At 70.9% G+C, this 22,689-nt stretch carries 19 protein-coding genes and 1 pseudogene; 14 read left to right on the top strand and 6 right to left on the bottom strand.

Translation table 11 applies throughout. The features are described 5' to 3' along the window. Positions 1-30 precede the first annotated feature (30 nt). Together ACZ53N_RS02105 and ACZ53N_RS02100 are read right to left on the bottom strand one after the other, a co-directional pair. Positions 31-1,428, bottom strand: coding sequence for a GntP family permease (locus ACZ53N_RS02105; RefSeq protein ID WP_469139066.1), 1,398 nt, complete (start codon positions 1,426-1,428; stop codon positions 31-33). A 142-nt stretch (positions 1,429-1,570) separates the two neighbouring features. Then, complete coding sequence (locus ACZ53N_RS02100; RefSeq protein WP_469139359.1) at positions 1,571-2,080, bottom strand: gluconokinase; 510 nt, start codon at positions 2,078-2,080, stop codon at positions 1,571-1,573. 221 nt (positions 2,081-2,301) lie between these two features. Here ACZ53N_RS02100 and ACZ53N_RS02095 point away from each other — a divergent pair, with 221 nt between their 5' ends. Together ACZ53N_RS02095 and ACZ53N_RS02090 are read left to right on the top strand one after the other, a co-directional pair. After that, positions 2,302-3,003 (top strand): FadR/GntR family transcriptional regulator, encoded by a 702-nt coding sequence (locus tag ACZ53N_RS02095; protein WP_469139065.1) that lies wholly within the window; start codon positions 2,302-2,304, stop codon positions 3,001-3,003. 124 nt (positions 3,004-3,127) lie between these two features. Beyond that, complete coding sequence (locus ACZ53N_RS02090) at positions 3,128-3,289, top strand: hypothetical protein (RefSeq protein WP_469139064.1); 162 nt, start codon at positions 3,128-3,130, stop codon at positions 3,287-3,289. Here ACZ53N_RS02090 and ACZ53N_RS02085 read toward each other — a convergent pair. Then, on the bottom strand, positions 3,252-4,691 hold the full coding sequence (locus ACZ53N_RS02085; RefSeq protein WP_469139358.1) for an amidase: 1,440 nt from the start codon (positions 4,689-4,691) through the stop codon (positions 3,252-3,254). The genes ACZ53N_RS02090 and ACZ53N_RS02085 overlap by 38 nt on opposite strands. Positions 4,692-4,887: 196 nt before the next feature. On the opposite strand from ACZ53N_RS02085, the gene ACZ53N_RS02080 reads away from it, so the two are divergent. The 5 genes and pseudogenes from ACZ53N_RS02080 (at position 4,888) to ACZ53N_RS02060 (ending at position 12,697) form a co-directional block, all read left to right on the top strand. Continuing rightward, positions 4,888-6,387, top strand: a complete 1,500-nt coding sequence (locus ACZ53N_RS02080) for an alpha/beta hydrolase (RefSeq protein ID WP_469139063.1) — start codon at positions 4,888-4,890, stop codon at positions 6,385-6,387. A 51-nt stretch (positions 6,388-6,438) separates the two neighbouring features. Then, positions 6,439-6,876: an SseB family protein gene (locus ACZ53N_RS02075; protein ID WP_469139062.1), complete on the top strand. Its 438-nt coding sequence runs from the start codon at positions 6,439-6,441 to the stop codon at positions 6,874-6,876. Then, on the top strand, positions 6,873-7,460 hold the full coding sequence (locus ACZ53N_RS02070; protein ID WP_469139061.1) for a hypothetical protein: 588 nt from the start codon (positions 6,873-6,875) through the stop codon (positions 7,458-7,460). The genes ACZ53N_RS02075 and ACZ53N_RS02070 overlap by 4 nt, the downstream gene beginning before the upstream one ends. Beyond that, positions 7,460-11,825 (top strand): annotated as a pseudogene (locus ACZ53N_RS02065) (putative T7SS-secreted protein); the annotation flags it as partial. The gene ACZ53N_RS02070 and the pseudogene ACZ53N_RS02065, both read left to right, overlap by 1 nt. Positions 11,826-12,232: 407 nt before the next feature. After that, positions 12,233-12,697 (top strand): hypothetical protein, encoded by a 465-nt coding sequence (locus ACZ53N_RS02060; RefSeq protein WP_469139060.1) that lies wholly within the window; start codon positions 12,233-12,235, stop codon positions 12,695-12,697. Positions 12,698-12,874: 177 nt separating this feature from the next. On the opposite strand, the gene ACZ53N_RS02055 is transcribed toward ACZ53N_RS02060, so the two are convergent. After that, the gene (locus tag ACZ53N_RS02055; RefSeq protein ID WP_469139059.1) at positions 12,875-13,381 is read right to left on the bottom strand and encodes a MepB family protein; all 507 of its coding nucleotides are present in this window, start codon (positions 13,379-13,381) and stop codon (positions 12,875-12,877) included. 106 nt (positions 13,382-13,487) lie between these two features. On the opposite strand from ACZ53N_RS02055, the gene ACZ53N_RS02050 reads away from it, so the two are divergent. After that, positions 13,488-13,661, top strand: a complete 174-nt coding sequence (locus ACZ53N_RS02050; protein ID WP_469139058.1) for a hypothetical protein — start codon at positions 13,488-13,490, stop codon at positions 13,659-13,661. Positions 13,662-13,821: 160 nt separating this feature from the next. Further along, positions 13,822-15,060, top strand: a complete 1,239-nt coding sequence (locus ACZ53N_RS02045) for a PLAT/LH2 domain-containing protein (protein ID WP_469139057.1) — start codon at positions 13,822-13,824, stop codon at positions 15,058-15,060. Positions 15,061-15,114: 54 nt separating this feature from the next. Here the strand turns inward: ACZ53N_RS02045 and rocD are convergent, their stop codons facing one another. Beyond that, the gene (rocD, locus tag ACZ53N_RS02040; protein ID WP_130879539.1) at positions 15,115-16,320 is read right to left on the bottom strand and encodes an ornithine--oxo-acid transaminase; all 1,206 of its coding nucleotides are present in this window, start codon (positions 16,318-16,320) and stop codon (positions 15,115-15,117) included. Positions 16,321-16,422: 102 nt separating this feature from the next. Here rocD and trpS point away from each other — a divergent pair, with 102 nt between their 5' ends. The 3 genes from trpS (at position 16,423) to ACZ53N_RS02025 (ending at position 19,468) form a co-directional block, all read left to right on the top strand. Beyond that, positions 16,423-17,436, top strand: a complete 1,014-nt coding sequence (trpS, locus tag ACZ53N_RS02035) for a tryptophan--tRNA ligase (RefSeq protein ID WP_469139056.1) — start codon at positions 16,423-16,425, stop codon at positions 17,434-17,436. 174 nt (positions 17,437-17,610) lie between these two features. Beyond that, positions 17,611-18,210 carry a 2'-5' RNA ligase family protein gene (locus tag ACZ53N_RS02030; RefSeq protein ID WP_469139055.1) on the top strand — a complete coding sequence of 200 codons (600 nt, stop codon included), beginning with the start codon at positions 17,611-17,613 and terminating at the stop codon, positions 18,208-18,210. A gap of 154 nt (positions 18,211-18,364) precedes the next feature. Beyond that, positions 18,365-19,468, top strand: a complete 1,104-nt coding sequence (locus tag ACZ53N_RS02025) for a YhjD/YihY/BrkB family envelope integrity protein (RefSeq protein WP_469139054.1) — start codon at positions 18,365-18,367, stop codon at positions 19,466-19,468. On the opposite strand, the gene ACZ53N_RS02020 is transcribed toward ACZ53N_RS02025, so the two are convergent. Next, on the bottom strand, positions 19,377-20,588 hold the full coding sequence (locus ACZ53N_RS02020; protein ID WP_469139357.1) for a D-alanyl-D-alanine carboxypeptidase family protein: 1,212 nt from the start codon (positions 20,586-20,588) through the stop codon (positions 19,377-19,379). The genes ACZ53N_RS02025 and ACZ53N_RS02020 overlap by 92 nt on opposite strands. Positions 20,589-20,736: 148 nt before the next feature. On the opposite strand from ACZ53N_RS02020, the gene ACZ53N_RS02015 reads away from it, so the two are divergent. Continuing rightward, the gene (locus ACZ53N_RS02015) at positions 20,737-21,015 is read left to right on the top strand and encodes an SCO4848 family membrane protein (protein WP_229822222.1); all 279 of its coding nucleotides are present in this window, start codon (positions 20,737-20,739) and stop codon (positions 21,013-21,015) included. A 103-nt stretch (positions 21,016-21,118) separates the two neighbouring features. Continuing rightward, positions 21,119-22,681 (top strand): ABC transporter substrate-binding protein, encoded by a 1,563-nt coding sequence (locus tag ACZ53N_RS02010; protein WP_469139053.1) that lies wholly within the window; start codon positions 21,119-21,121, stop codon positions 22,679-22,681. Positions 22,682-22,689 lie beyond the last annotated feature (8 nt).

Below are 22,689 nucleotides of genomic sequence, written 5' to 3'. Positions count from 1 at the left end.
CACCACTTCCGGCAGCTACAGCACCAGCGACTACAACACCAGCGACAGCAGCATCACGAAGCCGATCCCGACGACCGAGATGATCGTCTCCATCAGCGACCACGTCTTGATCGTCTGGCCGATGTCCATGCCGAAGTACTCCTTCACCAGCCAGAACCCGGCGTCGTTGACGTGGCTGAAGAACAGCGAGCCCGCGCCGACGGCCAGGACGAGGAGGGCGGAGTGGGTCGTGCTCATGTCGGCGGCGAGCGGGGCGACCAGTCCGGCGGCGGAGATCGTGGCGACCGTCGCCGAGCCGGTCGCCAGCCGGATGCCGACCGCGATCAGCCAGGCCAGCAGCAGCGCGGAGACGGACCAGTCCTCGGAGAAGTCCAGGATCATCTGCCCGACGCCCACGTCGATCAGCGTCTGCTTGAAGCCGCCGCCCGCGCCGACGATCAGCAGGATGCCAGCGATGGGCACCAGGGACTTCTCGACGGTCCCGGCCAGCCGGTCGCGGCCGAAGCCCGCGGCCCGGCCGAGGGTGAACATGCCGACGAGGACGGCGGCGAGCAGCGCGATCAGCGGTGATCCGACGACGTCGGTGACCCGCTGGACGTGGTCCTTCGGGTCGTCGACGACGATGTCGACGAGCGCCTTGGCCAGCATCAGCACCACCGGCAGCAGCACGGTCGCCACGGTGGCCGCGAAGCCCGGGCGGCGTTCCAGGTCCTCCGAGGGCCGCTGGGGTATCAGCTTCTCGGGCGGGGCGATGTCGACCCAGCGGGCGGCGACGCGGGAGAACAACGGGCCCGCGATGACCGCGGTCGGCACGGCGACGAGCACGCCGAGCGCGAGCGTCACCCCGAGGTTCGCGCCGATCGCGTCGATGGCGACCAGCGGGCCGGGGTGCGGCGGCACGAGGCCGTGCATCACGGACAGCCCGGCCAGCGCCGGAATGCCGATGCGCATCAGCGAGTAGTTGCCGCGCTTGGCGACCAGCAGCACCACCGGGATCAGCAGCACGATCCCGACCTCGAAGAAGAGCGGCAGCCCGATGACGGACGCGATCAGCACGATCGCCCACGGCATCGAGCGGGGGCCGGCCTTGGCCAGGATCGTGTCCACGATCTGGTCGGCACCGCCGGAGTCGGCGAGCAGCTTGCCCAGGATCGCACCGAGCGCGATCAGCACGCCGACGCCCGCGACCGTGGCGCCGAGCCCGGTCGTGAAGCCGGCGATGACCTTGTCGAGCGGTGCGCCCGCGACGGCGCCGAGCACCAGCGAGCCGATGGTCAGCGACAGAAAGGCGTGCAGCTTGAAGCGGGTGATGAGGAGGACGATGACGGCGATGCCGACGAGGACGGCGATGCCCAGCTGTGCGTGACCTGCCGAAGTGATCGGTCCGGCGGGGGCCGCGGCCAGCATCTCGACGCTGAGAGTGCTCACGGGGCTTCCTAGAGAGGCGGGGGGACGGGGGGGCCGAAAGGTGGTCAGGGCCGAGGTACCAGGGCCGAGGCATCAAGGCCGCCGGGCCGAGGTGTCAGGGCCGAAAGGTGTCAGGGCCGAAAGGTGTCAGGGCCGAAAGGTGTCAGAGGTGCCGCAGTGCGGCGGTCGCCCGGCGGGCGATGGCGTCCGGGCCGGGCGCGACGTCCACCGCGACGCCCGCCTCGTCCGCGTCCAGCGGCTCCAGGGCCGCGAACTGCGAGTCCAGCAGCCGGGTGGTCATGAAGTGCCCCTTGCGGGCCTCCATCCGCTCGGCGATCAGCGCGCGGTCGCCGGTGAGATGGAGGAAGACGATGCCGGGGGCCGCGGCGCGCAGCCGGTCACGGTAGACGCGCTTGAGGGCCGAGCAGCTCACCACTCCCCCTCGTCCGGCGCGCCCGTGCGCCCAGGCGCCGATGGCGTCGAGCCAGGGGGCGCGGTCGGCGTCGTCCAGCGGGGTGCCCGCGCTCATCTTGGCGATGTTCGCGGGCGGGTGGAAGTCGTCGCCCTCGGCGTAGGGGACGCCGAGGGCGTCCGCCACCAGCGGGCCGACCGTGGTCTTGCCCGTGCCGGACACGCCCATGACGGCCACGACAGGGGGGTGGGGGGCCTGCATCGCTACCTCGCTGTCCTCGTTGACCTCGACGCCATTGGCGATGCGGACACTCAAGCTCATAAGTACGACGTATACAAGACCTCGTGACTTAAAAGTCATACGTAATTGCCTCCCCGGATCGCCCCGGGCCGCCGTTGCGGATCGCCCCCGGCCGCGACCCGGATGGCCCCGGTCGGGCCCGGGCGGCCGGGGGCGACCGGCGGAAACCGTAGGCTGAGCCCATGGAGAACCAGGGGCAGGGGCTGCACGCGCGCGTGCTGCAATCCCTCGGGCCCGCGATCACGGCCGGCGAGTACCCGCCCGGCAGCGTGCTGCGCACCGACGAGCTGGAGCAGCGCTTCGAGGTCTCGCGCACGGTCATCCGCGAGGCGATACGCGTACTGGAGTCCATGCGGCTGGTCGCCTCCCGGCGCCGGGTCGGGGTGACGGTCCTGCCCACCGAGGAGTGGAACGTCTACGACCCGCAGGTCATCCGCTGGCGCCTCGCGGGCGCCGACCGCCCGCGCCAGTTGCGCTCACTGACCGTGCTGCGCTCGGCCGTGGAGCCCATCGCGGCCGGTCTCGCCGCCCGGCTCGCGACGCCCGCGCAGTGCGCCGAGCTGACGGACCACGCCCTGGGCATGGTCGCCACCTCACGCGGCCAGCAGTTGGACGCCTATCTGGTCCATGACATCGCCTTCCACCGCGTCATCCTGCGCGCCTCCGGCAACGAGATGTTCGCCCGGCTCGGCGACGTCGTCGCCGAGGTGCTGACCGGCCGCACCCACCACCAGGTGATGTTCACCGACCCCGACCCGGCCGCCGTCACCCTGCACGTCCGCGTCGCCGAGGCCGTACGGGAACGGGACGCGGCCCGCGCCGAGGCCCTGACCCGCGAGATCGCCACCGGGGCGATGGCCGAACTGGACATCCTGGCGCCGTAGTCGGCCGCGCGCGGCCCACCCGCCGATGATGGCGATGTCCCTGCTCCGTACCGGCCTTGCCACAAGCCACCGTCCTGGCCGTAAAACTGACACATCATCGAACAGGCGTCCGTAGGCTGGCTCCATGAGTCGCCATCCTGACCACGAGCCGCTCCTGGTCCGCCAGCGGTACGGAAACCGCTGGGTCTACCACCACCGCAACCCCGGGGGCCTCGCCCTCGTCGTCATCACCCCGATCGTCGCCGTCCTCACGCTGTGGGCCCTGTCGAGCGGCATCCCGCGCTGAGCGGACCGCTCCGCCCGGCCGCGTCCGGCCACCGCTCGTACCACCGCTGGTCCGCCTCCAGTTGCGCGGCCAGCGAGATCAGCAGCGGCTCGCTGTTCGCCGGGCCGAGGAGTTGTACGCCCATCGGCAGACCGCCGGGGGTGAACCCCGCGGGTACGTTCACCCCCGGCCAGCCGAGCACGTTCCAGGGCCAGGCGTAGGGGCAGGCCGCGATCATCGTCGCGTCCGTCCGGTGGCTCGACAGCTCCGCCAGCTCCCCGGTCCGCGGCGGCGGCACCGCCGTGGTGGGGGTCAGGACCACGTCGAACCGGCCGAAGAGCTCCCCCGCCCGGCGCCGCAGCGGCCCCTCCGCCGCCCGCGCCGCGCGCAGCACCCCGCCGCCGAGCAACAGCCCGCCGCGCGCGTTCACCCGCGTACGGGCGTCCAGTAGCGACGGATCGGGCACCCGCCCGACCCAGTCCCGGATGCCGGCCATCGACCGCGGCACGAACGACAGCCCGACCAGCCCGTAGCGCGGCTCCTCCGCCACCACCTCGTGCCCGAGCGCCGCCAGCCGCTCACCGATCCGCACGGTCGCGGCCCGGACGACCGGGTCGAGCCGCTGCCGGACCACCGCGAAGGCGGGCCGCAGCGACAGCGCGATCCGCAGCCGCCGCGGCTCGCGGCCCGCCGCCGTGAGCAGGTCGACGGACGGCGGCCGGTGCAGATCACCGGCGTGCGAACCGCTCGCCGCGTGCAGCAGCAGAGCGGCGTCGGCGACCGTCCGGGCCAGCGGACCGTCACAGGTGATGCCCCGGAACGCCTCCGCGTCCGGCCAGGTCGAGATCCGGCCCCGCTGCGGCTTGATGCCCACCAGATGCGTCCAGGCGGCGGGGATGCGGATCGAGCCCGCCCCGTCCGATCCGAGCGCGGCCGGTACGAGCCCGGCGGCGACGGCCGCGGCGGAGCCGCCCGACGACCCTCCGGGGGTGTGCTCCAGGTGCCACGGGTTGCGCGTCACCCCGAAGGCCGTCCCCTCGGTGACCGGCCATTGCCCCAGCTCGGGCGTGTTCGTCTTGCCGACGATCACCGCGCCCGCGGCTCGCAGCCGCCGCACCGCCTCACTGTCGGCGCGCTTCAGCGGAAACCGCCCGGGACACCCGAAGGCGGTCGGCTCGCCCGCCACGTCCATGTCGTCCTTGACCGCCACCGGCACGCCCAGCAGCGGCAGCCGCTCCCCCGCCGCCAGCCGCCGGTCGGCCGCGTCGGCCTCCGCCCGCGCGGCCTCGGACCGCACCCTGCGGAAGGCGTTCACCGTCGCCCGCGTCTGCTCGATCCGCTCCAGCGCCCGGTCGACGAGCTCCCGCGAGGACACGTCCCCGTCGGCCAGCGCACGGGCTTGCTCCACCAGCCCGTCGGCCATGAACCCGGTCACCCCGATCCCCTCCCGTCGGTCGCCCACACCGGTCGAACACACGGTAGGGGAGCACGAGTTGCTCGCACATCAGTCTTGCGGTGGTGGAGGCCTCGTAGAACGACGGGCGCCGGGGGCTACCCCCACCCCTGGGGGAACGGCTGGCCGGATGGGCAGGACGCCGGGCGTCAACCACCCTTTCCCCATGCCACTTTCGAACCGTACGCACCGCAAGGCCCTGCTGCTCACTCTCGCCACCACGGCGGTCGCCGCGACGCTCGCCACCCCCGCGCAGGCAGCCCCCACCACGCCCACCCTCGACTGGAAGCCGTGCGAGAGCCCGGCCGGCGCCACCGAGTGCGCGACCCTTTCCGTCCCGATGGACTACCGCGACCCGGGTGGCCAACGGGTCGATCTCGCCGTCTCCCGGCTGCGCGGCACCGAGTCCCCCGCCAAACGCGGCACCTTGCTGGTCATCCCCGGCGGCCCCGGCGGTTCGGGCGTGGCCCGCCTGGCGACCAAGGGCGCCGAGCTGCGGAAGCAGACGGGCGGGGCGTACGACATCGTCGCCTTCGACCCGCGCGGCGTCGGCGGCAGCACCCCGGTCGACTGCGGTCTCTCCGACGACGACCGCGAGCTCACCCACCTCCGCCCCTGGCCGGGCCCCGACGGCGACATCACCGCCAACGTCGCCCGGGCCCGCCGCGTGGCCGCCGCCTGCCGGACCAACGGCGGGGCCATGCTGCGCAACATCTCCACCGCCAACGAGGTCCGCGACATCGAGAGCCTCCGCCAGGCCCTCGGCGAGAAGAAACTGTCGGCGTGGAGTACCTCCTACGGTACGTATGTGGGGGCGATGTACGCGCAGAAGTACCCGCACCGCACGGACCGCCTGGTGCTGGACAGCAACGGCGACCCCGACCCGAAGCGGGTCGCCCGGGGCTGGTCGGCGAACATGTCCGTCGGCGCGGAGGACCGCTTCCCCGACTTCGCCGCCTGGGCGGCCGACCCGGACCGCGACCGCGCACACCGCCTGGCCGAACGCCCCGAGGACGTCCGCCCGATGTTCCTGGAGCTGGCGGCGGAACTGGACGCGGCACCGAGGAAGTTCGCCGACCCGGACCACTTCCCCCTCACCGGCAACCGGTTGCGCCAGGCCCTGCAGCAGACCCTCTACAGCAAGAACGCCTTCGAGCCCCTCGCCGAACTGATGCTGGCCGCCCGCGACACGACCGGCCCCCTGACCGTCCGCGACGTCCTGCCCGGCGGCCCGCTGAGCCAGCGGGAGACGGCGGTCATGGTCGGCACCATCTGCAACGACGTCGACTGGCCCCACGACATCGCCTCCTACGCCCGCGCCGTCACCGCCGACCGCGCCCGCCACCCCCTCACGGCGGGCATGCCGGTGGGCGTCATGCCCTGCGCCTTCTGGAAGACCGCCCCCGCCGACAAACCCGTCCGCATCACCCCCCACGGCCCCTCGAACATCCTCATGATCCAAAACCTCCGGGACCCCGGCACCCCCTACCACGGCGCCCTCAAAATGCGCGAGGCATTCGGCGACCGCGCCCGCCTCGTCACCGTCGACTCCGGCGGCCACGGCGCCTACTTGGCAAACGGCAACACCTGCGGCGACCGCATGGTCACCGACTTCCTGACCACGGGCCGCCGCCCGGCGGGGGACGTGGTCTGCCCGAAGGAGTGACGTGATCTTCGCGGTTGCGGCTGCGAAATCGCGCGTGCGAGCATCGCGGTCATGACCATGACGGGGGATCAGGCGCGGACGCGGACCGACGAGGGGGACGTGGCGGCGTTCGACGCGGCCCGCCGCGCGTTCGCGGCCACGCTCGGCGACTTCCGCCGCTCCCCCGTACTGGTCCCGCTCGACGACCGGGGCGGGCTGTGGACCACGTCGTACGGGGGCGTGTGGTGGATCCACGCCTTCTCCGACGAGGAGGCCCTGGCCGACTTCGCCCGGGCGCGGGACGAGCACGCCGGGAGGCAGTGGGACTACGTCTCCGTCCTCGGCGCGCGACTGCTGGACGTGGTGATTCCCGGCATGGGAGAACCCGCGGGCGTCGCCCTCGACCCGGGAGGGGCGCACCCGGTGCTGTTCCCGCCGCTCATGGGAGTCGTACCGGACAGTGCCGCGGTCGACGGCGGCACGCACACGTACGAGGAGGGGGCGCGGTGAGCGACCAGCCGGATCTGAGGGCCCACGCGCACGACCTGTCCCTGATCGCGAAGGGGCTGACGGACGCACTCTCCGAGCTGGGGGAACTCAGCCCCTTGGGCGGGGCCGCCGCGGGTCGCGGCTTCGAGGACATCGCCCTGTCCGGCCTGGAGCTCGGGCACATGGGCCTCGCGGCGCGGTTCAAGGAGTTCTGCGAGCGGTGGGAATGGGGGGTGCGCACCCTCGTCCACGACGGGAACGAGTTCGCCCGGCGGGTGGGGTTGTCGGCCGGCACGTACTACGAGCAGGACAAGTACGCCGAGGGAACGATGAAGGTGGCCGGTGCCGCGTTCGGCGCGAACCCCAACCTCAAGGACGAGGACGTCGAGAACATGTCCTGGGACGAGGTGAAGGCGAACGGGAACTTCGCGGACGCCGACTACAGCGGGAAGTCGTTCGAGAAGTCGTGGGACCGCGCCAAGGAGACGTGGGACGGGGTGGCCAAGGACATGGAAGCCACCCGGAACGAAAGGTTCCGGATGCTGCTGGAGCAGGCCGCGCAGCACGCGCCGCGATCGGCCGACCAGCGGCAGGGTGACCGCTGATGGGCACCTACGACATGTTCAAGGACGTCGTCAACGCGGCGGCCGACAAGGCCGGCGACCTGGTGGACAAGGGCAAGGCGAAAGCCGGGGAGGCCGTCGACTGGGGCACCGAGCAGCTCGCTGCCGGCCTGGAGCGGGTGGGCCTGCACGACGCGGCCGACGTGATCGAGGACGCCGGTGACTTCCTCGCGGGCCGAATGGGCGCGAAGGTCGACGAGCAGCAGCTCGGGCAGACCGAGCAGGCCAATGAGCTCATCCACGGATCGCCGGGGAGGATCCGGGCCTCGGCACTGCACCTGAAGGATTTCCACGCCGCGTTCGACCGCGTCGGCCAGGGGATGAAGGGCTTGGACTCCGGCCAATGGCGCGGGGAGGGAGCGGAGGCGTTCCGCAAGAAGTTCGCCATGCACCCCCAGCAGTGGCTGAAGGCGGCGGACGCGTGCGAGGAGGCCTACAAGGCCCTGGAGTCCTACGCGGAGACCGTGACCTGGGCCCAGGGCCAGGCGAGGGAGGCCATCGCCGCGTACAAGGCGGGCAAGGAGGCCACCAAGAAGGCCGCCGCCGCGCACAACGCGCAGGTCCACGCCTACAACGCGGCGGTCGACGCCTACAACGCCCGGCTGGGCGAGGGCAAGGACCCCGGTGCGAAGCCGACGGGCGCGCCCGGGGCGTTCAGCGACCCCGGCGCGGCCAGGATCAAGGAAGCGCGGGAGATCCTCGCCCGGGCCCGTTCGCAACGCGATTCCGCCGCCGAGAAGGCGCGGGAGACGGTCGGCGGAGCACTGGCCCACGCCCCGGCGAAGCCCGAGTTCACCGACCGGGTGTCGGACGATTTCGCCGACTTCCGCACGGCGTCCGCCGACACCGGCCTCCATGTGCTGGGAGGCGCGACCAAGGGGGGCGCGGGCGTGGTGAAGTTCGCCCGCGGCGTCTTCCCCCTCGACCCGTACAACGTGACCCACCCCGCCCTCTATCTGGACCACCTCAACGCCAGCGTGGCGGGTCTGACCACGCTGGCGATGCATCCGGACCGGGCGCCGCAGGCGCTGCTCGGCGACGGCTGGGGCAAGGACCCGAGGGAGGCGGCCGGACGCCTCGGCTTCGACCTGACCTCGGCACTCGCGACCGGCGGGTCGAGCGCGGCGGGCAGTGCGGGACGGCGGGGCCTCGCCGCCGGGGCCAGGGAGACGGGCAAGGAGGGCGCGGAGAGCCTGGCCCGCAGGGAGCTGGGCGGGGACGCGCGCGAACCCGCGCGCACGGACGGCACGAAGGCCACCTGCGAGACCGACCCGGTGGACCTCGCGACCGGCAGGATGTTCCTGTCCCAGACCGATGTCGCGCTGCCCGGCACGCTGCCCCTGGTGTTCCGCCGACGGGTCCAGTCGGGGTACCGGCTGGGGCGATGGTTCGGCCCCTCCTGGTCGAGCACGGCCGACCAGCGGCTGGAGATCGACGCGGCCGGTGTGGTCTTCGTCCACGAGGACGGTCTGCTGCTGGACTATCCGCACCCGGCGCCCGGTGTCCCGACCCTGCCGGTCGAGGGCCCGCGGTGGCCCCTGGAGAACGCGGCGGACGGCGGGTACGTCGTCACCGACCCGGTCGGCGGCCGCACCTGGCACTTCACACCGCACGGCGACGGGCTGGCCCTGCTGGACCAGATATCCGACCGCGGCGGTCACTGGATCACCGTCGAATACGACACCGACGGCACCCCCACGGCCCTCGCCCACGACGGCGGTTACCGCGTCCGCGTCTCCACCGACGCCGGCCGCGTCACCGCCCTGCACCTCGTCGGCGCGGGGCCGGGCGGCACCGACACGGAGCTCGTCCGCTACGGCTACACCGACGGCGATCTGACCGAGGTGATCAACTCCTCCGCTCTGCCGCTGCGGTTCACCTACGACGGGCGCGGCCGGGTCACCTCGTGGACGGACCGCAACGACAGTCGCTACGACTACGCCTACGACGACGAGGACCGGTGCGTCCACCAGTCCGGCGTCGCGGGCCACATGCGCAGCACGGTGGAGTACGGACCACGCGACCCGGCGAGCGGGCTGCGGGTCACCCGGGTGACGAACTCGCTGGGCCACACCAGCCGTCTCACCTTCAACGCGGCCCATCAACTCCTCGCCGAGACCGACCCGACCGGTTCGACCACCCGCTACCGGTGGGACCGCTACGACCGCCTCCTGTCACGCACCGACCCGCTCGGCCGCACCACTCGGTTCCGCCACGACGAGGACGGGCGGCTGCTCGCGATGGTCCGCCCCGACGGGCGCGAGGCGACGACCGCGTACAACGCGCTGGGCCGGCCGGAGACGGTGACGCACGCGGACGGCACGACCTGGCGGCAGACCTTCGACGACGCCGGCCGCCGGACCTCGGTGACCGACCCCTCGGGCGCGACCACCCACTACGCCTACGACGCGCTCGGCCATCCGGCCTCGGTCACGGACGCGCTGGGCAACACCACCCGCGTGCGGTGCGACCGGGCGGGGCTCCCCGTCGAGACGACCGACCCCCTCGGCGGCGTGACCGCCTGCCTCCGTGACGCCTTCGGCCGTGTCACCACGGTCAGATCCCCTCGGAGCGACGACGAGGCTGTCGTGGTCGGTGGAGGGCAAGCTGGTCCGCCACGTCGCTCCCGACGGGTCGGAGCAGTCCTGGACGTACGACGGCGAGGGCAACTGCACCACGCACACCGACGCCCTCGGCGGCGTCACCCGTTCCGAGTACACCCATTTCGACCTGCTCAGCGCCCGGACCGGCCCCGACGGGGTACGCCACGAGTTCACCCACGACACCCGGCTGCAACTGGTCGAGGTCACGAACCCGCAGGGCCTGACGTGGAGTTACACCTACGACCCGGCGGGCCGCCTCGCCGCCGAGACCGACTTCGACGGACGCACGCTCACCTACGCGCACGACGACGCCGGTCAACTCACCGCCCGCACCGACGCGTCGGGCCGGACCATCACGTACCGGCACGACGAACTCGGCCGAGTGGTCGCCAAGGACGCGGACGGCAAGGTCACCACGTACGCGCACGACGCGGCGGGCAGGCTGCTGGAGGCGTCGGGGCCGGACGCGACTCTGCTGTACGGCCGCGACCGGCTGGGCCGCGTCAAGTCCGAGACTTCCAACGGCCGCACGACCGTCTTCGCCCACGACGCACTGGGCCGCCGCACGCGCCGTGTCACCCCCATGGGGGCCGTCAGCACCTGGACGTACGACGCCGCGGGCCGCCGCACCTCGCTCACCGCTTCCGGCCACACCTTCACCATGGAGCACGACGCGGCGGGCCACGAGATCGCCCGCCACTTCGGCGAAGCCCTCACCCTGTCGCACGGCTGGGACGCGGCGGGCCGCCTCAGCTCACAGACCCTGACGGGCGAGGGCGTGGGAACGGTCCAGTCCCGCGCCTACACCTATCGGCGCGACGGCAACCTCACGGCCGTCGACGACCACCTCTCCGGCCTCCACACCTTCGACGTGGACACTGCCGGGCGCGTCACCGCCGTATCGGCACCCGGCTGGTCCGAGCGCTACGCCTACGACGAGACGGGCAACCAGACCGAGGCCGCCTGGCCGGCCGAACACACGGGCCCGGCTGCCCTCGGCCCCCGCTCGTACACCGGCACCCGCATCCAGCGCGCGGGGCGCGTCCGCTACGAACACGACGACCTCGGCCGTGTCGTCCTGCGCCAGAAGCCCCGCCTCTCCCGCAAGCCGGACACCTGGCGCTACGAGTGGGACGCGGAGGACCACCTCGTGGCCGTCGTGACCCCGGACGGCACGCGCTGGCAGTACCTGTACGACCCGCTGGGCCGCCGCATCGCCAAACAGCGCCTGACCGACGCCGGGGACGTCGCCGAGCGGGTGGACTTCACCTGGGACGGTCCGACGCTCGTCGAACAGACCACGACGACGACGGCCCTGCCGAATCCGGTCACGCTCACCTGGGACCACGACGGCCTGCGCCCGGTATCCCAGACGGAACGCATCACGGCTGCGGACGCGCCCCAGACGGAGATCGACAGCCGATTCTTCGCCATCGTCACCGACTTGGTCGGCACGCCCAGCGAACTCGTCGACGAATCCGGCACGATCGCGTGGCGACGCCGCGCGACGCTCTGGGGTGCGACGACGTGGGCGGCGGACAGCACGGCGTACACGCCGCTGCGTTTCCCGGGCCAATACTTCGACCCGGAATCGGGCCTCCACTACAATTTCTACCGCCACTACGACCCGGAGACGGGCCGCTATGCGTCTACGGACCCGCTGGGCTTGGCGCCGGCGCCGAATCCTTCGACATATGTGCATAATCCGCTTACGTGGGCGGATCCGCTGGGGCTGGGGCCGTGCCCTGGAAGAGTCCCGATCTACCGGGGTACAAATATGTACCTGGAAAATGAAATCGCGGACCAAACCCGCATGCTCATGAGTCAGGCCGCGCAGGATGCCTATATGGCGACCGGCTCCGTTGAGGCCGCACTACGGGCGTCACGGGACGCTCATGCGGCAGCCCTATCCGAATGGGGAACCATCGAGGACCTTGCACATGCTCACGCGGAATTCGGTACGGAAATGCAGCGGACCTACGGGAGCCGCACGATGATGTCCTTCACCACCGATCCCGATATTGCGAAATTTTTCGCCGGTGGCGGAACTGTATACACGGCAGATATTCGCCCGAATGAGGGGTTTTGGCAGACCCTTGCCACATCAGGAGAAAGTGAAATCCTCATACCCCACATGATCGAGGTCAGACCATGGACCAGCTGACAATTCGTTTTGGAAAGCGTAACGTCACCTACATCCCTGCAGGTGAACTCATCGCTATGCAAGACGAAATTGGGAACCTTGACGAGCCGGAAGACAGGTCCCTTGCTCGCCACCCAGGCATGCGACGCATCCTGGTAAGGCTATTTCCCCACCGCCCCCTTGCTTTGTACTACCTTCACTGGAGCGACGGAACCGACCTCGACCAGCTCGACAGCCGAGTCCGCTCCGGAGCAGTAATGGACGATGACTTCACCAACGCTCTGGTCGGCGAAGCAGTCGACATGAGATGCCTGGAGTGCCAAGCAGATCATCGAGTAGTAGTGGCATCCGTTCCCTCTCCGCTCTTTCATGACAATCTCAGGCGACTGCAATCCCATTCCTACAGAGAGTACTGCCCAATTTGCGAGAAACGGTGGACAGCCAGCGTGCTCGAGTTCATCGATACCAAATAAGAATCTCGCCAATTCAGGGGTGTCAGCCTCGCTCCGCGTCCGTCCACGACGGCCAGGCCTCGGCAGCGACCGAGACCCGCCACAAGGTTCCGCCGCCAAAACGCACCACACCCCGCCCACCGAGCGGCCGAGCGTCGACGATGCCCTGATCTCACGGTTGCGGGCGCAGTCGCTGACTCAAGGGTGATACAGCATCCGGGTACGCTCCCGGTCGACAGAGCCGTCCTCGGGTATCGGCAGGAAATACCGCGTCTGCCACTTCTGCGTGGTACCCGCCTGGCGGTTCGTCGTCGTGACCCACGGCGGGTAGACGCGGAACGCCCGCTTTCCGCCGACCCCATCCGTCGACACGATGTCGCGCCCGCGCAGCACTTCCCGCGGAAAGACGAACTGACCGAAGCGGTCGCCGTCGCGGGTGCTGATGACGAAGAGGTCGACCGGGTCCGCCGTGTCGAAGGGCTGGATCGGGCCGCCCGGGGATCTCTTCCACACCGTGACGAATTGGCCCACCTTCGTGGGCGTCGTCTTCGCCGCCCGGAACCTCACCGACCGGCCGTCCACCGTGAATGCGTGCGCCGCGTACTCGGCGCTCTCCGCCTCGGGCACCGGCTCCGAGCAGGTGAACCCGCTCGGGTCGTACACCAGCGTCTTCGCCGCGAGCAGGTCGCCGTGGGTCGTCGTCATCGCCTCATCGTGTCATCCCGCCGAAAGCACGGGATGCGGCCCGCGGCCCCTCGTGTCAGCCTTTCCGCGAGACCCGATCCGCGTCACCCGCAGGGAGTGATCAAGCATGGGTAATGAAGAGAAATCGCGGGGCAAGGCGCGGCAGAAGTCCGACGACGCCGCGTCCAAGACGTCCAAGCCCAAGGAGCAGGCCGAGGAGCAGGCCCGTAAGGCCAAGCTGAAGGCCGACGAGGAGGACCAGCGGGCCCGCGAGACGTTCGACCGGGACTACGACGCCTGACCGCCTGAGCCGGGCCGGACCCGGCCCGACCGCACCCCCTATGCGACCGTTCGGGTCGATTTTATGTAAAGAATCCCACCCGGCCGCGTGCCCCGCCCCGCATTCGCCACGATCCCTGGCGCCCTTTTCTCAACAGGAGCGTAAAGAAGGGGCTGATCACATGTTGATGTACAAGGTCAGGATCGCCGTCGCCGACATCAACGAGGCCGGCACCGACGAGAAGGTGCAGGCACGCCTGGTCTTCCGGGACGGCTGCTCCACGGTGTGGACCATGCTCGGCACGTTCCAGCGCGGCACCAGCCCCGCCTTCGACATCGTCCTCGAGCAGGACCTCGGCACGCCGACGGGGATCGAGCTGATGAAGAACGGCCCGGACAATCTCTGTCTGACCGCGATCGAGGTGATCTGCCCCGGCGGGGCCATCGCCCGGTGGATCGGTGACGGCGGGGCCCGCGAGTGGCTGGCCCACGAGACCAGCGACCGCTACGACACGTACTTCGGTGTCCGGAGCCTCTTCGACCTCAGCCCGGCGGACGCGACGACCGCCATCGCCCGGCCGGCAGCGCAGCCGATGGCACAGCCGGCAGCACAACCGGCGACACAGCCCGTCGCCCCACCGGCCGCCCCACCCCCCGCGCGGCCGGCCGCTCGCGCCGCCGTCGTGCACGCCGTGCTGCCCGTCCCCGACCATCAGCGCATTGACGGCAGGAGCCGCTTCTGGGCGTTCAACGGCGACCAGTACCGGCTGATCGAGATCTCCGACGGCCCCGACCGCACCGCCACCATCGTGACCCGCGACCGGCCGATCTCGCAGTGCCCGGCGCTCGTCGGGCTGCCCGCCCTCGACACCATCTGGCCGGTCCCCGACCGCCAGCGCATCGGGCCCCTGGACGGCGGTGAGGGCACGGAACCCACCAGCGAGTTCTGGGTCTTCTCCGGCGACCGGTACCGGAAGATCTCCATCGAGGACGGTCCCGCCCACTCCAACCGGGCGCTCGGCGAGGACCACCCGATCCGTGACTGGTCGGCCCTCGACGGGTTCTCGTTCCTGGACGCCGTCCTGCCCGTGCCCGGCCATCAGCGCGTCAACGGCACCAGCCGCTACTGGGTGTTCTCCGGCGACCGCTACCGGCTCATCGAGATCGAGGACGGCCCCGCGCACACGAACACCATCATCACGCCCGACCGGCCGGTCGGGCAGTGGGCGGCGTTCGAGGGCTGGACCCACGTGGACACCTTCCTGCCGGTCCCCGACCACCAGGGCGTGTTCGACAAGAGCCGCTTCTGGGCGTTCAGCGGTGACCGGTTCCGGATCATCGAGATCGACCACGGCGTGGGACACGCCGACAACCTCGTCGCCGGCGACCGGCCCGTCTCGCAGTGGGCCACGCTCACCTAGAGCCGGCAGATGGTGAGGGGGCGAGCCACCCAACCGCTCGCCCCCTCACCCCCCTCACCCCTCCAGTACCGCCCTGAGCTGGTCCAGCCCCCAGTCCAGGTCCTCCTTGCTGATCATCAGCGGCGGCGCGATCCGGATCGTCGAGCCGTGGGTGTCCTTCACCAGCACGCCCCGGTCCATCAGCCGCTCCGAGATCTGCCGGCCCGTGCCGTGGGAGGGGGCGATGTCGACGCCCGCCCACAGGCCCCGGCCGCGGACCGCCTCGACCGCGCCGGTGCCCGCCAACAGGCCCAGTTCGTGGTGGAGGTGCTCGCCGAGCTCCGTCGCGCGCTGCTGGAACTCGCCGGACTTGAGGATCGCCACGACCTCCAGGGCCACGGCGCACGCCAGCGGGTTTCCGCCGAAGGTCGAACCGTGCTCGCCCGGGCGGTAGACGCCCAGGACCTCCCGGGAGGCCGCCACGGCGGAGACCGGCACCACGCCGCCGCCGAGCGCCTTGCCCAGGATGTAGACGTCGGGCACCACGTCCTCGTGCTCGCACGCGAAGGTCTTTCCGGTACGTCCCAGCCCCGACTGGATCTCGTCGGCCATGAACAGCACGTTCCGCTCGGCGGTCAGCCGCCGGACGCCCGCGAGATAACCCGCCGGCGGCACGAGCACCCCGGCCTCGCCCTGGATCGGCTCCAGCAGCACGGCGACGGTGTTCTCGTCCACCGCCGCCTCCAGCGCCGCCAGATCGCCGTACGGGACGATCTCGAAGCCGGGGGTGTACGGGCCGTAGTCCGCGCGGGCCTCGGGGTCGGTGGAGAAGCTGACGATCGTGGTCGTGCGGCCGTGGAAGTTGTTGTCGGCCACGACGATCTTCGCCCGGCCGTCCGGCACGCCCTTGACGCGGTAGCCCCACTTGCGGGCGGTCTTCACGGCCGTCTCGACCGCCTCCGCCCCGGTGTTCATCGGCAGCACCATGTCCTTGCCGCACAGCGCGGCCAGCTCGGTGCAGAATTCGGCGAACCGGTCGTGGTGGAAGGCGCGCGAAGTGAGTGTCACCCGTTCCAGTTGTGCCTTCGCCGCGTCGATCAGCCGGCGGTTGCCATGGCCGAAGTTGAGCGCCGAGTAGCCGGCGAGCATGTCCAGATAGCGACGCCCTTCGACGTCGGTCATCCACGCGCCCTCCGCGGTCGCCACGACGACCGGCAGCGGGTGGTAGTTGTGGGCGCTGTGTTCCTCGGCGGCCGCGATGCTGTCTTGCGTGAAGGTCAACGTGTGCTCCGTTCGGTGTCGGGGCATGCTGCTCGTCACTTTCTAACACCCCCACCCCCACCGCCGGACCGAGTCCGGTTCCGCACCTGAGAGAATGTGTGCATGGCCCTTGATCGTCCGCGCGCTCTCTCCGGTATCCAGCCCACCGCAGGCTCGTTCCACCTCGGGAACTACCTCGGTGCCGTCCGGCAGTACGTGGCGCTGCAAGAGACCCACGACGCCTTCTACATGGTCGTCGACCTGCACGCGATCACCGTGCCGCAGGACCCGAAGGAGCTGCGGGCCAACACCCGCATCGCCGCCGCCCAGCTGCTGGCCGCCGGCCTCGACCCGGACCGCTGCACCCTCTTCGTCCAGAGCCATGTGCCCGAGCACGCCCAGCTCGCCTGGGTGATGAACTGCCTCACCGGCTTCGGCGAGGCCTCGCGCATGACGCAGTTCAAGGACAAGTCCGCGAAGCAGGGCGCCGACCGCACCACCGTCGGCCTGTTCACCTACCCCGTGCTCCAGGTCGCCGACATCCTGCTCTACCAGGCCGACTCCGTACCGGTCGGCGAGGACCAGCGGCAGCACGTCGAGCTGACCCGCGACCTGGCCGAGCGCTTCAACACCCGCTTCGGCCAGACGTTCACCATGCCGTCGGCGCACATCGTCCGCGAGACCGCGAAGATCTACGACCTGCAGGACCCGACGGCGAAGATGAGCAAGTCGGCGTCGAGCACCAAGGGCCTGATCAACCTGCTCGACGAGCCCAAGGTCTCCGCCAAGAAGATCAAGAGCGCGGTCACCGACACCGACACCGTGATCCGCTTCGACGCGCAGAACAAGCCCGGCATCAGCAACCTGCTGACGATCTACTCCACGCTCACCGGAACGGGTGTAGCGGAATTGGAGCAGAAGTACGAGGGCAAGGGTTACGGTGCGCTGAAGGTGGATCTGGCCGAGGCCATGGTGGAGTGGGTCACCCCGTTCCGGGCCCGCACCCAGGAATATCTGGACGACCCCGAGACGCTGGACTCTGTCCTGGCCAAGGGCGCCGAGAAGGCCCGCGCCGTGGCGGGCGAGACCCTCGCCCGGGTCTACGACATGGTGGGTTTCCTGCCCGCCAAGCACTGACAGCACCGGTCATCGGGCCGGTGCCGACCGGCCCGTACCACCGGTGACGGGACGGTCACGGAGCGCGCGGGGCCGGGGTCCCGCGCGCGAAGGACCGAGTGACCTGGCGACAGGTGTGGCTCAGCCGCCACACTGGCCACGGGGACGTACAGGCTGCACAGGAGGGAGAACGCAATGGGGACCGTAACGCTCGGCGTTTCGATCGCGGTCCCGGAGCCGTACGGCAGCTTCCTCCAGAAGCGGCGCGAGGGCTTCGGCGACCCGCACGCACACGGCATCCCCACGCACGTCACCCTGCTGCCGCCCACCGAGGCGGACGACTCCTGCCTGCCCGCCATCGAGGCCCATCTGGCCGAGGTCGCGGCCGCGGGCCGGCCCTTCCCGATGCGGCTGTCCGGGACCGGTACGTTCCGCCCCCTGTCTCCCGTCGTCTTCGTCAACGTGGTCGAGGGCTCCGCCGCCTGCGCCTGGCTGCAGAAGCGGATCCGCGACACCGCCGGCCCCGTCGCCCGCGACCTGCTGTTCCCCTACCACCCGCACGTCACCATCGCGCACGGCATCGCCGAGGAGGCGATGGACCGGGCGTTCGAGGAGCTGGCGGACTTCGAGGCCGCCTGGGCCGTCGGCGGCTTCGCGCTCTACGAGCAGGGCACGGACGGCGTATGGCGGCTGGAGCGTGAATACCCTTTCGGACAGGGTGAGCAGGACGCGCCGCCCTTGGCATCCGGCGTACCTCATCAGGGTGTGGTGCGCCCTTCCGCGCCCTCCCGCTGACGCGCAGCCGAAGCCAACCAGCCCCGGCGCGCGGGGCCGTGCTTCTTCCCGCCCCTCCCTCGCGCCCCGCTCCGGCGCCACACCCTCGCGACGCTGCCCGCTCACGCTTTCGGGGGACAGGGGTGTCCGGCCGTGAAGTGGTTAGGTGTCGTCCATGGACTGGTTGACCCGGCTGCCGTGGATCGGACCCCTGATCGTGCGGCTGATGCGCACCCATGTGTGGCGCTCGTACGAGACCCTCGACCGGGCGAAATGGGCCCGGCTGGCCGCCGCGATCACGTACACCAGTTTCCTCGCGCTGTTCCCCCTGATCACCGTCGGGGCGGCGATCGGCGCGGCCTTCCTCGACGACGCGCAGTTGCGGAAGCTGGAGGACAAGGCCGCCGAGCAGGTGCCCGGCATCGCCGGCCAGCTCGACCTCAGCGGCCTCGTCGACAACGCGGGCACGGTCGGGGTCGTCGCCGGCGCCCTGTTGCTCTTCACCGGCATCAACTGGATCGGGACGCTCCGCGAGTGCCTGCGCGCCGTGTGGGAGCTGGAGGAGGCCCCCGGCAACCCCTTCCTGCTCAAGGGCAAGGACGCGGCCGTGCTCGTCGGTCTCGGCGGGGTGGCGCTGGTGTCACTCGGCTGCTCGGCGTTCGCGTCGGCGGCGGTGAGCTGGGTCGTCGAGAAGACCGGGCTCGCCGACGGCGGGGCCGGGGCTCCCCTGCTGACGGCGGCGGGCTTCGGCGCCGCCGTGCTCGCCGACTTCGTGATGATGCTCTACGTCCTGTCACGGCTGCCCGGCGTCCTGCCCGAGCGGCGCCGGCTCGTCGTCGCCGCGCTGCTCGGCGCGGTCGGCTTCGAACTGCTCAAGCTGCTGCTGAGCGGCTATCTGCAAGGAGTGGCCGCGAAGAGCATGTACGGGGCGTTCGGCACCCCGGTGGCACTGCTGCTGTGGATCAACTTCACGGCGCGGCTGACGCTCTTCTGCGCCGCCTGGACGGCCACCCCGCACGGCGAGGTGCCCGCGAGGGATGACGCGGCCGAAGAGGCCGCCCCCGCCGTCCCGGAGGACGCGGCCGAAGAGGTCTCCCCCTCCGGCCCCGACCCCTCCGGCCCCGACCCCTCCGGTTCCGACGCCCCCGGCCCCGAATCCTCCGGCCCCGACCGGTCCGCCCGGGAGGTCAGCCTTGGCGACGGCTCCGGTCAGGCAGCGGCCAGCGACGGTGCACGGCGAACCCCGCCACCGCCACCGCCACCAGCGAGGCCAGCGTGATCCCGACCGCCGTCCACATCCCGCCGCCCGATCCGGCGACCGACGCCTGCGAGCTGTCCGCCGTGCCGGGGACACCGCTCTGGCCGGTCTTGTCGGCCACGCCCGGCGGCGGCACCAGATGGCCCACCGGCTTGACGTGCCCGGCCGCCTCGAAGCCCCAGTCCAGCAGGCGCGCGGTCTCCTTGTAGACCTCGTTGGCCTCCCGGTTCTCCGGGTTCATGACGGTGACCAGCAGCTTGCGGCCGTCGTGCTGGGCGACGCCGGTGAAGGTGTTGCCGGCGTTGGTGGTGCTGCCGTTCTTGACGCCCGCCATGCCCTTGTACGCGGTCATCCCGTTCGCGCCGGTCAGCAGCCGGTTGGTGTTCATGATGTCGAACGTGTCCCGCTTGCCGTCCTTCTTCGCCTCGCCGGGGAACTTCGCGTACGCCGTGGAGCAGTACTCGCGGAAGTCCGCCTTCTGGAGCCCGGAGCGGGCGAACAGGGTCAGGTCGTACGCGCTGGAGACCTGCCCCTGGGCGTCGTAGCCGTCGGGGCTGACGACATGGGTGTCCTTCGCCTGGAGCGCCTCGGCGTGCGCCTGCATGTCCTTGACGGTCTGCGGGATGCCACCGTTCATGGAGGCCAGCACGCGCACCGCGTCGTTGCCCGAGCGCAGGAAGACGCCGAGCCACAGATCGCGGACGGAGTAGGTCTGGTCCTCCTTGACCCCGACCAGGCTGCTGCCCGCGCCCATGCCCGCCAGATCGGCGGGCTTGACCTTGTACTGCCGGTCCTTGGGGAACTTCGGCAGCACGGTGTCCGCGAAGAGCATCTTCAGGGTCGAGGCGGGCGGCAGTTGCCAGTGGGCGTTGTGCGCGGCGAGCACCTCGCCGGATTCGGCGTCCGCGACCAGCCACGAGCGGCCGGTGAGCTCCTTGGGGAGGGCGGGTGCGCCGGGGCCGAGCCGCACCTGGGTGCCCGGCTTGCCGAGCAGCTCACCGCCGACGGTGGACATCCGGGCGGGCGGCTGGGCGGGCGGGCGGCCCTTGTCGTCCTTCTTCTCGTCGGCCAGGGCCGGGGTGGCGGTGAGCGCGGGGAGCAACAGGGCTGCGACCAGAGCGGCGGCGCGGCGGCGCGACATGGCGCACCGCGGGGAGTGTGATGTCGTCGTCGGCACGTTCGTGAACGTACCTCCAGGTCCACGCCCGCAGGAGGGCGCCTCACCGGCGCGTGCCCCCGGCGTGGACCCGATAGGACCAGTGCGCGGGTCCGAACGCATACTGAAACCCATGCCGAACTCTTCCGAGGACTCCCCGCGCGCGGGTTTCACCCTCTCGCGCCCCGTGGCCTGGTTCCTGCTCGCCTTCGGGGTGTGGAGCTGGTTCATCTGGATCACTTTCGTCAAAAACCTCTGGAAGGACGGCAGCGGGCTCGCCTTCGACGACGCGGGCGATCCGACCGCGTACTTCTGGGTCCATCTGCTGCTCGCGATCACCTCGTTTCTTCTGGGGACGGCTGTCGGGGTCATCGGGTTGCGTGGCGTGAGGGCGTTGCGGCGCAGCTCATAGCCGACCCGCCCGGGAGCACTTGACGATCACTTGGCCGATTCCCGGGACGTACGTCCGTTCGTGTGTTTAGGTGATGCGCATCACTGGGCGGAGGGGGCACGGGGTGCGCGGGGTCCGGGTTCGGACGGCTACAACGAGTGCGGTGGGCGTTTTACTGCTGGCGGTCGGCGTCGGAGGCTGCTCGCTCTTATCGCCGGAGACGAAGAAACAGGAGCCGATCTCGGTCGGCACGACCGACACGGTCAGCTCGCTCGACCCGGCGGGAGCATACGACGCGGGCTCGTGGGCGCTGTACAGCAACGTGTATCAGTCACTGTTGACCTTCGCCGCGGGCTCCAGCTCCCCGGTGCCGGACGCGGCGGAGCGCTGCGGCTTCAAGGACCAGTTACGCACCTACGCGTGCGTGCTGCGGCCCGGGCTGAAGTTCTCGAACGGGCGGGGGCTGACGGCGAAGGACGTGAAGTTCTCCTTCGACCGCATCCGACGCATCAAGTCCGACCAGGGTCCCGGATCGCTGCTGGAGACCCTCCGGTCGGTCGAGACGTCGGGCGACGACAGGGTGACCTTCCGGCTGAAGGTGCCGGACGCCACCTTCCCGTTCAAGATAGCCACGGGCGGCGGGGCGATCGTCGACAGCACCCGCTACCCCGCCGACCGGCTCCGCACGGGGGACGAGGTGGACGGCTCGGGCCCGTACGTCCTCAAGAAGTACCGGGCGGGCGCGAGCGCCGAGCTGGCCCCCGCCGAGCAGTACCGGGGCGGTATGAAACGCAAGGGCTCCCCGGTGGTCGTGCGCTACTTCGCCGATGCGGAGCGGATGAGCCAGGCGTGGCAGCGGCGGTCCATCGACGTCGCCACCCGCTCGATGCCGCCGACGGACATCGCGGCGCTCTCCCCCGCCGACTCGGACGTGAAGGTCATGGAGTCCGCCGCGGCCAGCACCCGGAACCTGGTCTTCAATCTGCGGGACGGCTCGCCCGTGAAGGACGTCGCGGTGCGCCGGGCCGTCGCCTCGGTCGTCAACCGCGAGGCCCTCGCCCGTGACGTCCACCGCAGGACGGTCGAGCCGCTGTACTCCCTCGTCCCGACGGGCCTCACCGGCCACACCACGTCCTTCTACGACCGCTACCCCCGGCCCGACCCGGCAAAGGCCCGGCAGTTGCTGCGGGAGGCCGGGATCCGGCTGCCCGTCCGCTTCGACCTCGCCTATTCGCAGGGCGCCGCCACGGACCAGGAGGCGACGCTGCTGAAGAAGCAACTGGAGGCGAGCGGACTGTTCGAGGTGACCACCCGGCGCGTGGGGTGGACGGAGTTCCAGAAGGGCTACGCCCGTGGGGCATACGACGCGTACTGCGTCAGCTGGGTCGCCGACTTCCCCGACCCGGACACCTTCACCAGCCCCCTGGTCGGTGCGGGCAACGCCCTGCACTCGGGCTACTCCAACCCCCGCGTCGACCGGCTGATCGAGGCGAGCCAGCAGAACGAGCAGCGCGGCCGGGTCGCGGGCACCTTCCGGGACATCCAGAAGATCGTCGCCGAGGACGTGCCCCTCCTGCCGCTGTGGCAGAAGAAGGACTACGCCCTCAGCGACTCCGCCATCTCCGGCACGCAGTACCTCTCGGACGGCACGGGCACCTGGCGGCTGTGGCAGCTGGGACGCATCTGACCAGTGGT

This window comes from Streptomyces sp. NPDC033229 (assembly GCF_055576875.1).
Note: the sequence above shows the minus strand (reverse complement) of the source record. Positions and strands in the feature narration are given on the sequence as shown.